Source organism: Rugosimonospora africana (assembly GCF_016862975.1).
Classification (GTDB): Bacteria; Actinomycetota; Actinomycetes; order Mycobacteriales; family Micromonosporaceae; genus Rugosimonospora; species Rugosimonospora africana.
Genome location: NZ_BONZ01000141.1, coordinates 1 through 11,670, shown reverse-complemented (window position 1 = coordinate 11,670; position 11,670 = coordinate 1). Strand labels below are relative to the sequence as shown.

Sequence of the window (11,670 nt, the reverse complement as noted above, 5' to 3'; positions counted from 1 at the left end):
TGGCCGAGCGTAAACCCCGGCGCCACCCACGTCCCGAGACTGATCTGTCACGGACGTCCTGAGACTCGACATGCCTGAGACCCGCCTGAGACCCGACATGCCGTCACCCCACATGCCGTCACCCGACATGTCCGACTCCGGGTGATGCTTGACGTCGTGGCCTCGGATGAGGCTTGACATGATCGCGACGACCGCGCGACTCGCGGCATTATGCGGGTGATCTTCGATCACCTTCGCCCTGGCGGGCCGCATAATGCCTGATATGCAGAGTGATCGAGGCGCTGCGCGCGTCCACTATGGAGCCTCGCGATCACCTGCATATTAAACAGATTAGTATCGGTCACCGTATCCCCCGGCTGGCAGCCGCGGTGGTGATCGGCTCGGCACTGGGGCGGTCAGGAGAGGCGAGGGTCATGCAGTCATGGGTATCGTTCACACTCCCTGAGCAGACCCTGCTGCGCCGCGCTATGTCGGACAGCTCGCTCGCCGGGATGGTGCAGATCTACGGGGTGGATCTGCGCTGGTCGGGGATCGATGAGGCTCCCCCAATGCGCAGCTATACCGAGCACGAGCAGCGCGCGCTGGTTCCGCTGCTGGCCACGGTGACCACGGATCTCGTCGACCGTGGCCTGCTGACCGTCCGCGAGTCGGCCGGCCTGGTTGCCTCCGCCTCCGACATGAGCGTGGAGGGCAGCTACTTGCGTGCGGTCCTCGCGAAGGTGGAGAACTGGCTCTGGCCACCGCGTACGCCGTCCCAATTCCGATTGTCCGCCCCTCGGCTCGTCCGGGAGCAATGGTTCGACGACGCACACCCTACGGCGGACAGCAGCGGTCTTCCCCGCTGGGACGAACTGGACGTCGGTCAGCGCAAGGTTCTGGTCTGCGCCGCCGAGGCCAGCGGGATGTTGACCGGGCCGTTCGGCATCTGGTCCGGCCCGCCGGCTGAGCTCGACGCCACGCAACGCTCGGACTGGGTCGATCCGCAGTTGGCCGCGTTGCTGCCCTTTGTCCGCGACGGCCTCATCGAGGCTCGCCGCTACTGCGGGGCTAGCGACGAATTCACGGTCATCGCCGCGGACCGCCTGCGCGACACTCTGACCGAGCCCGCCCTCTGGGACAGTAATCTTGACTGGGGTGTGGGGCTGGGATGCGTGTTCACCTACACCGGACTGGCGGCATGGCGCGGTGGGTGGAGCGGCACCTGGAACACGCGCCTGACGTTCGAGTGACCGCGGGTCCGCGGCGTCCTCGGTCTTACGCATCTCGTCCTCGGTCGCTGACCCTGCAGCCATTGCGCGCCCTCAGTGGTGTACCAAACGACGGACGAGCCATCAATCTGGCAACGCCCTCACATCGGCTGTCCGGAGGCCGGACCGCTGGCCAGGGTTGTGGCTTACGTGAACGCGGAGGTCGCAGCAAATCCAGACCCTGGCCTCGCTGCTTGGCTGCTGTACGCCGGGTTAGATGGAGTAGTGAGCTTTCGTCGCACGGTCCGCATGTTGGCCAACCAGTGAGCGAAGCGGTGTGGAATGTCGCCGAGATCAAGGCGCCAGCGACAGCTGACGGGATCGTGTCCGGCGCCGTTTGGTTCACGCTGCACGGCGTCGACTTTCCCGCGACCGGGTGGACCGACCTTCCGCTGTCAGTGTTGGGCTCGGCGGTGACTGCGTACGGGGCCATTCATGGCGGAGAGCTTGAGGCGTTCTCGTACATCTTTGATGGGCCATACTTCATGTACTACCGTCGGATCGACGCGTCTGAGCCGACGGTATACATCGAGGCCAACTGCGATCGCGACGAGGACAGGGTGGTTTGCCTCTCGACCGGCGAGATTCCCCTGGAGGAGCTTCGCAGCACGCTCCTACGCGCTGTGGAGACCCTACACGCGGAGATCGTGGCAAAGCCGTACGCCGGCGACTCGATTCAGATCGCCGCCAAGCTCATCGCGACGCTTTCCGGCACGGGTGCGGCATCCCGTCGAAACGCGCAAGAGGCCTGAGCTTTGGTCCGGGACGGACCACGCTCGTCGGCATGTTCAGGCGCTAGCCGGCCCGACCCGTCATGACGTTAGCGGCGAGCGGATCGCGGCAGATGTGCGAACCCGCGCCTTGCCGCCCGGGCATTGCCCGACGACGGATCTGGCGATTGTCGATCAAGGTAGTGTGCCGGCATGGACGCTCTGGGAGAGGGCCCGCTGCACACTGCCGCCCAGGCCGGCGACGCGCGGAAGGTCGCTCGGCTGATAACCGAGGGCAATGTCGTGGACGCCCGCAACTTCCGTATGTACACGCCGTTGCACATCGCCGCCGGGATGGGGGCTTCCGAGGTCGTCGCGGCGCTGATGGCCGCCGGCGCGGACGCCGGGGCCCTCACGACGTTCCAGATTACGCCGCTGCATGAAGTGGCCCGTGGTCGAGTCGGCACTGGCGATGCTCGAGCGGAGATCGTCGACAGACTTCTCGAGGCTGGCTGCCCACTCAACGCGGTCGACAGCACCGGACGCACCGCGCTGTGGTACGCAGCGTCCACCGGTACCACGCCGTGGTCTCCCGAACAGCAGGCCACCCGCTTCCGCGTCCTGCAGCACCTGCTGAATCGAGGCGCCGATCCCAGCATCGCAGCGCGGGGGAAGCAAGGCCGGCCGATCGACGCGGCTCGGGGACTGCACCAGGCCAAGAAGTACCGAATCGAATGGGCCGAGGGCGCCGCGCTGCTGGAGCAGCACGGCCAGTGAGTAGATCAATTCCCGATGGGTGAAACGTAGGCGCCGGACGCACGCTCATCGGCATTATGCGGGTGATCTTCGATCACCTTCGACCTGGCGGGCCACATAATGCCTGATATGCAGAGTGATCGAGACGCTGCGCGCGTCCACTATGGAGCCTCGCGATCACCTGCATATCAAACAGAAGCGGAAGCCGAGTGGTGCGCCGGTGATGGACGGCGACCCCGTCGTGCTGCCCGCCCGCCCCGGGGGTCAGGTGGTGGCATTGGCCCATCGGCGGTCGGGCGCGGGTGTCCCGGTGATGCTTGGTTCACGGTCTCTTCGTCGGCCTTCAGCTGAGCTGTTCGAACAGTCCGACCATCATGGGCTCGGGTCCGCGGACGTAGCAGAGCCGATAGCCGTCCTTGTGCTGCGCCAGCTCTCCGACAAGTTCGGCGCCGTGGGTGCGCAGGCGGGCAATGATGTCGTCGACGGCGAAGTGCCGTACTCGGGCCAACCCTGACGCTCAACAGCCCGTCCAGCCAGCCCGTCTAGCCGCGGTAGTCGTCCTCGTTGAGGCCCACCACACGCTGCTGGTCCAACACGTCGACCGGATCAGCCTCGAACGGGGTCCGCAACCGCCGCATCACCTTGTCGTCGACCCACGGCCGGTGTTGAGCAGCCACGTCAGGGTCCAGCCCGTCCAAGAACGGACTGCGAACATCGGATCCGCTAGCGTTCATCAAGCAGCACTCCCGTACTTCGGAACGAAATTAGGACCAGTCTCGGAGGATACGAGACAGGACCGACACTTCCACCAACGCGGCTTGATCCCCTCGGACTGCATCCACGTTGCGGACACAGCTCGCCTGGCGTCCCCCGTCCCGCGGACACCCCGTTCCCGCCAGGCCAGTGATACCAGTCGACCAGCAGCACGGACGCGGCGCGGGAGCCGCGCTCGGGGCTGGCAGTACCCGTTCGGTACGGGATCAGCGGGAAATGTGAAACCGTCTCGCATCGAGAGACGGCGATGGCCGTCATGCCCCGCCGAGGCACGCAACACTGCGGCGGCCTACCTCGCTCTCGTCGCCGCTGTGGCCCCGTTAGATGAGCGGCCCGTGGTGTCCTTCGATGCGCGTTCTTCGTGGCCGGCGCAGGCTAGGGTCGAAGGACCCCGGCTGGACCAGGGCGCGCCCTCCACAGGACGGTGATCTTTCGTGCCGGCGCGATCAGCCGCGTGTGCATGTCGACCATCAAGCGGATGGTGCGAGGTACTGGGCGGGAGGGTGAGTCGTGGGCATCGCATGGCGTGATTCGCCGGAGGAACTATTGCGACTGCTACGCCAACACGGCCTGACCCCGGACCAGGCGGACAACGTCGAGGCCGCGTGGCAGGCGTTCCGAGAGTTTCTTGCCCAGCCGGTCGACGGCCTAGAGTCGGGGCAAGACAGCGACGCCGACGGCTTCATCGTGCAGTGGGGCCGATACAGCTGGCACGACCAGCTGCCCAGCCTGAGCTTCACCCGACAGTTCGCCGTCGACGTTCGAGACACCTGGACCGAGCCCGACTGGTACCAGCCGGAATACTGGCAAGTGAGCCTGGACCTCGTGTTTCCCGACACGGAAGCGCTCGCCGATCTCGACCAGCTCAACGTGCAGAACACCGGTTTCGACTTCAACCCACCCGGCCCCGAACGAGACCACGCGATCAGCGAAGCAGAATGGGAACTGCAGCACTACCCCGTACTGCAAGCGCTCTGGGCCAGTACTCCCCTTCGCGGCGCCGTCACACTCGAGCGTGCCGACTGAACGTCCCGTATGTCGGCAGATCCGAACGCTGATGCCAATGATCACGGCAGGCTGCCAAGTTGGTCGATGACCGCATCCGGCACTGGCACTGGCACTGGCACTGGCACTGGCACTGACAACGATCCGGGAAATCGCCTGACCAACCCCTCGAAGTACGGGGGCGACCCCGCCGACGCGTTCGACGTGGTGGTGCCCTCGCTGCCCGGCTTCCTGTACTCGGAGCTGCCGAAGGGCCCGCTAACCCGCACTGCGATGGCGCAGATGCTGCACCTGTTGATGACCGACGTGCTTGGCTACCAGCGCTACGGCGCCTTCGGTGGCGATGTCGGCGGCGTGGTCACCGGCTGGTTGGGTGCCCTGTACTCCGAGCACGTGGCCGGCATTCACATGATCCACCCACCGTTCCCGGCCAGCTTCGACTCCCATCCGCTGTCGCCCGCCGAGCAGGCGTATCTCGATGTCGAAGCGGCATACGACGAGACCGATGGCGGCTACAGCGCCATCATGGGCACCCGGCCGGACACCATCGCCGCGGCGCTGAGTGACTCCCCAGCCGGACTGGCCGCCTGGCTCATCGACAAGTACCGAGACTGGAGTGACAACCACGGGGACCTGGAAAGCCGTTTCGACCGGGACACCCTGCTCACCATCATCACCCTGTACTGGGCGAGCGGCGCGATCGGCTCCTCGTTCCGGCAATACTTCGACTTCGGCCACAACAGCCCACGGCCCGACATCACCGTGCCCGCCGCGTTCACGGTGAGCGTCGAACCCTCGCAGGCCAACTTCCCCCGCGAGATCGCCGAACGCGCCTGCAGCAACATCCGGCACTGGAGCGAACCAGGTAGGGGCGGACACTTCATGCCGCTCGAGGAACCGGACCTGCTCGCCGCCGAACTGACGCAGTTCTTCACGTCGCTCCGCCCGTATTGATCAGCAAGGGAGCCGGGTCATATCGGCCCGGCTCCCTTGTCGGTTCCCGCATACACCGCTTGAGAAGCAACCCGTGAATGCCGTCCCCTTCCACGCCCCTGCCTACCGCCCTCAACTCGGCATGTCCGGGCAGCACTCGTTTCGACCCATGGTTATCTCACTGGCGAGCGGGCCGGTCGTGGGCTTCGGTGCGAAATTTCTTTGTGGTCGGGCGCGGTTTTCGGGGCGTTCGTCGGCACTGCACCAGGGGCTATCGGGGTTGGAGCACGCTGATGGAGCTGATCTGTGGCTCCATAGGGGCGTCGGTCGCCGCGGCCGGGTAGCTGGCCACGGTCGTCAGCTGGTCGGCAGGCAGGTACCCGCGCCCGGGGTCGCCCAGGAGCACCAGGGCACCACGGACGGCGGCCCGGTGGAGGAACGGCCACATCCGCTTCGCGATCGCCTCGCTGTAGAAGACATCACCGGCCAGTACCACCTCGGCGTCGCCGCCGTCACCATCGAGCAGGTCACCCGGGCACGGCGTAACCGCCACGCCGTTGGCTCTCGCGTTCAGCGTGATCGCGGCCAGGGCGTACGGGTCGACGTCGTTGGCCGTTACCGCCGCGGCACCGGCCAGCCCCGCGGCGATGGCTACCAGTCCCGACCCGGACGCCACATCCAGCACCCGCCTACCGGCGACCGTCAACGGATGATCGAGCAGGTAGCGGGCCAAGGCCTGACCGCCCGGCCAAGCGGTGGCCCAGAACGGGGCCGTCAACACCGCTCCCACCTCGGCCTCCATCCGTGCCCACCAGACAACGGCGTCCTCCGCCAGATGGAGGCGGACCTCAGGAACCAACGGCGCCTGAACGAGATGGAGCCGATCGGATCCGGACACGTCCGGTGCGGCCAGCTCGTCCTCGAGATAGGCAACTGCACCAGTCCGACTCATCATGGGGCCAAGCATTACCCACCGGGCCAGCCACCCATGCACCAACCCCGACCCGCCGGCGTGTCACCATCCGCCGCGCGGCGCTGGTCGGGGCAGACTACTGTCTCTTGAGATCGGCCGATCATCGCCCGTACACAATCAGGGAGTAATCGCATGGCAACTGGCACCGTGAAGTGGTTCAACTCGGAAAAAGGATTCGGCTTCATCGCACAAGACGGCGGCGGCGCCGACGTGTTCGTCCACTACTCCGCCATTACCAGCAGCGGCTACCGCGAACTCGCCGAAGGCCAGAAAGTCGAGTTCGACATCACCCAGGGCCAGAAAGGCCCCCAGGCCGACAACGTCCGACCCCTCTGACAACCACCACCCAAGCCGCCTCAAAGCCGGACTGCGGCCCGGTCGAACTTCGCCAGCGCACACCGGGCGGACATGACGACCGGCCGCGCACCGTAGCTGGACCCCGGCCATGTTGGTTGTGTGCTCGTCGCTCGCCCGCGAGGCTCCATCCATGGTGAAGGGCGTGGTGCGCGAGTGGCGGAACGAAGAAGGCTGGGGGTCATCGACTCGGACGAGACGCCGGGCGGCTGCTGGGTGCACTTCAGCCACCTGGTCATGGAGGGCTTCAAGGCGCTCGACCCAGGCCAGGGCGTCGAGTTGACGTGGGTGGCGGCCAGCCAGGACGGATACGCCTACCGAGCCGTGGAGGTCGTTCCCGTGCAGGCCGGATGACGTGGCCAAATGCCTCGACCCGGTTGCAGTCCAATGTCGAACGATTGCAGCAGATCATCGTTGACCCGCACCTGTTGACGCCTGGACACGATCAGCAGCACTACCCGTTAATGGGCTGATGGCTGGGCGTCGTGGATGGGACGAAGGATCATCACCCGGGTTTGTAGCTCCGGCCTGCGATGATCCTGGCATGCGCTCAGTCACCCTGCCGATCGAGGCTCCGAGTGGGAGGGCCTACGTCGTGGAGGCTGTTCCCCAAGGAGCGATCAGCTCGCAGGTGTTCGACAACGAGGTACTTCAGTGGACGTCCAGTCTCCCATTGCTGGCCGAACTCGTTGGATTCCTCCGCCATTGGCTCGTGTACAAGGGCACTTGGACTGTCTTGGTTCGGCCGGCCGCATCTGAGGGTCGTGACACGGTGGTTTATCAAGAGTCCGCGCGGAGCCGTAAGGCTGCCGCTGAGCAGATGGCAGAGGCCGGGGAGCGCATCCGTAGAGGGCAACAGCGGCCCTCTTGGCCGTGAGAGGAAGTACCGCCAAAAGTTCCACGCGGGGTTTTCAAGGGCAGGCGGCGAATCTCCGCCCAGTCCTCCACTTTCAGCACCCTCCAAGGCTCAGAGGGGTCAGTTTTCCCGCAGGGGGTCAGTCTTGAGGAATCGGCGACATCTTCGGGTGGGTACGCACGGCTCGCCTGCTCGCGGCGGGTGCGTTGGTGATCGCTGGTGCCTGCTCGTGACCGCCCGCGGCGCGGGTTGCTGTCCCGTGGATGGCCCGTTCGATCTTGCTGGCAGGACGGTCGCCGCGGTCAGGGGCGACGGTGAGGTGCCAGTTCCTCGCGAGTCTGGTCATACCGAGGGTCGCGGCTCAGGACGACGCGAGCGTGCCACCGGACGATTCCCGGTGCGGCGGTGAGAACGATAAGGAGGCCGGCAACGAAGAGCGGGATCGGCACGCTGGTTCCGACGCCGGCCGTGTGGTGGCCGTCTCGTGTAGCGACGAGCTGGGGGTTGGTGCGGGACACGTAGATGGTGACGCTGTCGCCCCGGGAGTACGGCGGCGGGTCGCCCCATGAACCTGCCAGCGACACGATCCGCTCCCGGCCCCCAGCGGTGTACTGGACGTGGTCTCCGAACTTGTTTCCGATGGCCACCGCCTGGACAGCTGAACCGGTGGCGACCAGGTGGCTGTTCTCGACCCCGTTGCGGTGCGCCTGAAGGATTCCTCCGACGGTGAGGCAGGCTCCGAGCAGGCAGACCAACACGACACGTAGCCGAGATCGAGCGATCCATTCAAACGGGACACCTGCGTGCTCGTTCGCTTGATGCCGGCCGACCACCGCGTCACCTTCACCTCATCGGGCCTGCCAGCGTATGGCACCCGCATCCATTGCCCTGCCATCCCGTCTGCCGTCGACCCACCCAACGGGGAGCGGGCCTGCCCCGGGGTACCAAGGTGGAGCGCCCTACCGTACGACCTGGACCGGCCGGGCGTGGTCTGGTTGCCTTTGGTGCGTCACTGGCGAGCCGACGACGGAGCTTCCCGGAGCGCCGGGGTCCAGGGCGAGCAGTCCTGGGCGCCGGAGGCGTGGTCCGGGTCGTAGTTTTGCTGGTGGTGTAGCTTGAGCTGGGCGCCCATAATCCTCTGGATGAGGCGGAGGCAGGTGGGTGCGGAGCAGTTGACGCCGGCACGGGTGTGGGTTGTCTTGGTGCTCACGGTGTTTTCAGCCGGTGTGGTGTCGTCAGGGACGAGGGAGATGACACGGCGGCCATTGCTTGGGGTCGTGCTCCTGCTGTTCGCAGTGGTGCTGCTCTTTCAGCTCCTCCGGGAGGTCCGTTCGCAGGGCAGTCGAGTTCGCTGCGTTAGTTCAGGGTCGACTGGACGAGTCGTGATGAGTGGGCTCATCCTTGGCTCTTATGCGGGCTTGACCTCGGCGGCGGCGGTCTTTGGATATGTCCCGGGTTACGAGCGCCTTGCGGGCGCGGTGGTCGCTCCGGTGTATGCGGCCCTGTGTGTGTACTTCGTTCTGCTGCGCCGGGCGCTTTCTGGCGGTCGTGTGTAGGTGGCTGCTCGACGCAGAGCACGCAGCAGGCGCGCAGTCCTTGCTAAGGCATGGGGCCGTACGATTCTTGCATGGCAGCGACGGATCCTGTGGGACCCGAGCAATCAGTACCGGCATCTCGCATGCGTGCTTGGACGCTACCGCTGGTATTCGGGATCGCCGTCGCCGTTCTTGGCGCAGCCGTGCTGGCCCTGAACGCTGCTGGCAGCACCGAACCGCCGGCCGGCGTCCCCGCACAGCCCGCGCATCCGCAACAGCTGTACGCTTGCGCGGCTCCTTCGGACGCACTCAGCTTCTGCCAGTACATGAGCCAGCAGATGGCACGCCGCAACCAGCTCAGCAAGGCCGACTATCAATCGGCGATCCGCGCCGGGCTCGACATCCCACGCGTGGTGCGTGCCGCACTGCCCATACGCCACGATCACTGCGTCCCGGCCGCCCCGGCCGAACCCGGCGCGCCCTGTCGAGTGGTCCCCGACCCCGGCGAACCACTCGACCCTCAACACGTCGAGCAGGCCCTGTTGACCGCCGGATACCAGGATGCTGTCGTCAGGCTCGCCGCGTCCGAGGATCCTGTACCCCGTGGCGCCCTTCTGTACGCCGTCCCGCTCGGTAACGCGTGCATCATCGGGTACCAGAATCTCCAGACCGGAACCGGCGCTGGCAGCCAAGGAGTCGTCGGCACGTTACCCGATCACACCTGCCTTTCCCCGTGACGGCCCGCCGGGCGGTGACCATCCACGTTGACCTCATTGACCTCACGAGCCGCCGGTTCGCCAGCAACGGGTCAACGGCGACGGTACAGGTCACGTCGCGTGTCCGGATGGATCGCTCGACCCCTCACGCTGATGACGATGGACTGTCCGCCTCGAGTACCAGCTCAGCCATGTCCAGGAGTCGCTGGTAGTACTCGCGGCCGTAGTCGTCCAGCTCTGGGATGACACGACGTAGTTGCTGTTCGTACTCGGCGAGGATGTTCCATCTCCAATCATCCAGGACACCAACCTGTGCCAGCCAGACGGAGATACAACCGCTCGGGTAACTATCGAGCATTATCATGTCGAAGCCAGCCACGTCGGCACCGCGCCATCGGCTCGGGAAAGGCGCATTCCGGTGCGCCTCGTAGAGCGCTGCGACCGCCGCCAACCGGTCCGTGAGATCCAACGGCTTCTGCCTCCTCGGCCAACGCGGCAATGGTACGGACGCGCGCTCATCGGGCCATGTCCGGGCAGCACTCATCTCGACCCATGGTGATGTCGGTGGCGAGCGGGCCGGTGGTGGGCTTCGGTGCGAAATTTCTTCGTGGTCAGGCGCGGTTTTCGGGGCGTTCGTCGGCACCAGGGGCTATCGGGGTTGAAGCACACTGATCCAGCTGATCTGTGGCTCCATGGGGGCGTCGGTCGCCGCGGCCGCCGTCCCGACTGACGCCCATGCACCTGCGGCACCTCTTGGACCAGGACGGTCGGCCGGCCGGCCCGGCACCCATCCCCACCGGCACCGGCGGAAGGTCCGCAAACTCGAGCCACCACGCCATCACGACGGCACTGTGAGAACGTGAACGCCATGACCGGGCCCGATCCAACTGTCGACCCTCAGACACCAACCATGGTCGTCGCGTTTCCCGAGGTAACCATCCGAGTCGCCGAGATTCTCCGCGAAATGGGCTACCCAGACCTCGCCGATTCCCTTCCCACTCAACGCTTCTATGGCCGCTGCCGCTGCAAGCCCGGATGCTCATTTGTGTTGACCGCACCACCCGACAGCTCCGGCAGCCTCATGATCTGGCTTGAAGTCTCCGGCGAGACCATCGGCGAGGTCAGCCTCGACCCCGCCGGTCAGATCATCACCAACTTCGACATCGGCGCCCCCGAGACCCTCGGCGTCCCGACGAACTGGCTCGACCACGGCCTCACGCTCCTCGACCCGAGCGCAGACGACCGCTAACCTGACCGAAGATCGTCTAGCTGGAGCTGTTACGGATCAAGTGGAACTGATCCGTAACGCATCAAGTGGAGCCCGACAGAGCTGGGCCGCAATGGCTGCCCGGGGCCGGTCCCGGGCCTGACCACGATCTACCGGGTCCTGGTCCGGCACGGCTTCATCCAGCCTGTGCCGCGCCGACGGCGGCGGCAGGACTACAAGCGGTGGCAACGCGACAAGCCGATGGAGCTGTGGCAGATGGACATCGTCGGCGGCATCCGGCTCGCCGACGGTGGTGAGGCCAAGGTGGTCACCGGGGTGGACGACCACTCCTGGTTCAGCGTCATCGCCACCGTGGTCCGTAAGGCCACCGGCCGGGCCGTCTGCGTGGCGTTCGCTGAGGCGTTGCAACGGTTCGGGATCCCGGACGAGGTGTTGACCGACAACGGCAAGCAGTTCACTGGGAGGTTCAACCAGCCCCGCCCGGCCGAGGTGATGTTCGAGCGGATCTGCCGAGAGAACGGCATTGTGGCTCGTAACACCAAACCCCGAACCCCCACCACTACAGGGAAAGTGGAGCGTTTTC

15 protein-coding genes and 1 pseudogene are annotated in these 11,670 nt (G+C 65.9%); 11 read left to right on the top strand and 5 right to left on the bottom strand.

Annotated features, from left to right (window positions below; translation table 11 throughout):
* Window positions 1-269: 269 nt before the first annotated feature.
* The 4 genes from Raf01_RS48430 (at window position 270) to Raf01_RS48415 (ending at window position 3,227) form a co-directional block, all read left to right on the top strand.
* The gene (locus tag Raf01_RS48430) at window positions 270-1,229 is read left to right on the top strand and encodes a hypothetical protein (RefSeq protein WP_203924956.1); all 960 of its coding nucleotides are present in this window, start codon (window positions 270-272) and stop codon (window positions 1,227-1,229) included.
* Between the two features lie 281 nt (window positions 1,230-1,510).
* On the top strand, window positions 1,511-1,999 hold the full coding sequence (locus tag Raf01_RS48425) for a hypothetical protein (RefSeq protein WP_203924955.1): 489 nt from the start codon (window positions 1,511-1,513) through the stop codon (window positions 1,997-1,999).
* A 171-nt stretch (window positions 2,000-2,170) separates the two neighbouring features.
* Entirely contained in the window at window positions 2,171-2,734 is a 564-nt protein-coding gene (locus tag Raf01_RS48420; protein WP_203924954.1) for an ankyrin repeat domain-containing protein, read from the top strand.
* A gap of 115 nt (window positions 2,735-2,849) precedes the next feature.
* A complete protein-coding gene (locus tag Raf01_RS48415; RefSeq protein WP_203924953.1) occupies window positions 2,850-3,227 on the top strand; it encodes a hypothetical protein in 378 nt (125 codons plus the stop codon).
* Between the two features lie 28 nt (window positions 3,228-3,255).
* Here the strand turns inward: Raf01_RS48415 and Raf01_RS50770 are convergent, their stop codons facing one another.
* Window positions 3,256-3,390: a hypothetical protein gene (locus tag Raf01_RS50770; RefSeq protein ID WP_275413232.1), complete on the bottom strand. Its 135-nt coding sequence runs from the start codon at window positions 3,388-3,390 to the stop codon at window positions 3,256-3,258.
* Between the two features lie 607 nt (window positions 3,391-3,997).
* Here Raf01_RS50770 and Raf01_RS48410 point away from each other — a divergent pair.
* Window positions 3,998-4,513 (top strand): hypothetical protein, encoded by a 516-nt coding sequence (locus tag Raf01_RS48410; RefSeq protein ID WP_203924952.1) that lies wholly within the window; start codon window positions 3,998-4,000, stop codon window positions 4,511-4,513.
* A 9-nt stretch (window positions 4,514-4,522) separates the two neighbouring features.
* Window positions 4,523-5,446 carry an alpha/beta fold hydrolase gene (locus tag Raf01_RS48405; RefSeq protein ID WP_203924951.1) on the top strand — a complete coding sequence of 308 codons (924 nt, stop codon included), beginning with the start codon at window positions 4,523-4,525 and terminating at the stop codon, window positions 5,444-5,446.
* A 250-nt stretch (window positions 5,447-5,696) separates the two neighbouring features.
* Here Raf01_RS48405 and Raf01_RS48400 read toward each other — a convergent pair whose 3' ends face one another.
* Complete coding sequence (locus tag Raf01_RS48400) at window positions 5,697-6,377, bottom strand: class I SAM-dependent methyltransferase (RefSeq protein ID WP_203924957.1); 681 nt, start codon at window positions 6,375-6,377, stop codon at window positions 5,697-5,699.
* Between the two features lie 153 nt (window positions 6,378-6,530).
* Here Raf01_RS48400 and Raf01_RS48395 point away from each other — a divergent pair, with 153 nt between their 5' ends.
* Window positions 6,531-6,734 (top strand): cold-shock protein, encoded by a 204-nt coding sequence (locus Raf01_RS48395; RefSeq protein ID WP_203924950.1) that lies wholly within the window; start codon window positions 6,531-6,533, stop codon window positions 6,732-6,734.
* Between the two features lie 174 nt (window positions 6,735-6,908).
* On the top strand, window positions 6,909-7,106 hold the full coding sequence (locus Raf01_RS48390; protein ID WP_203924949.1) for a S1 domain-containing protein: 198 nt from the start codon (window positions 6,909-6,911) through the stop codon (window positions 7,104-7,106).
* Window positions 7,107-7,910: 804 nt separating this feature from the next.
* Here the strand turns inward: Raf01_RS48390 and Raf01_RS48385 are convergent.
* Both Raf01_RS48385 and Raf01_RS48380 read right to left on the bottom strand, forming a co-directional pair.
* Window positions 7,911-8,366 carry a DUF3592 domain-containing protein gene (locus Raf01_RS48385; protein WP_203924948.1) on the bottom strand — a complete coding sequence of 152 codons (456 nt, stop codon included), beginning with the start codon at window positions 8,364-8,366 and terminating at the stop codon, window positions 7,911-7,913.
* Between the two features lie 251 nt (window positions 8,367-8,617).
* Complete coding sequence (locus Raf01_RS48380) at window positions 8,618-8,818, bottom strand: hypothetical protein (protein WP_203924947.1); 201 nt, start codon at window positions 8,816-8,818, stop codon at window positions 8,618-8,620.
* 417 nt (window positions 8,819-9,235) lie between these two features.
* Between Raf01_RS48380 and Raf01_RS48375 the strand changes: the two genes are divergently transcribed.
* Entirely contained in the window at window positions 9,236-9,880 is a 645-nt protein-coding gene (locus Raf01_RS48375; protein WP_203924946.1) for a hypothetical protein, read from the top strand.
* Between the two features lie 124 nt (window positions 9,881-10,004).
* On the opposite strand, the gene Raf01_RS48370 is transcribed toward Raf01_RS48375, so the two are convergent.
* The gene (locus Raf01_RS48370; RefSeq protein ID WP_203924945.1) at window positions 10,005-10,328 is read right to left on the bottom strand and encodes a hypothetical protein; all 324 of its coding nucleotides are present in this window, start codon (window positions 10,326-10,328) and stop codon (window positions 10,005-10,007) included.
* 390 nt (window positions 10,329-10,718) lie between these two features.
* Here Raf01_RS48370 and Raf01_RS48365 point away from each other — a divergent pair, with 390 nt between their 5' ends.
* Entirely contained in the window at window positions 10,719-11,108 is a 390-nt protein-coding gene (locus Raf01_RS48365) for a hypothetical protein (RefSeq protein WP_203924944.1), read from the top strand.
* 66 nt (window positions 11,109-11,174) lie between these two features.
* Window positions 11,175-11,670 (top strand): annotated as a pseudogene (locus Raf01_RS48360) (DDE-type integrase/transposase/recombinase); the annotation flags it as partial.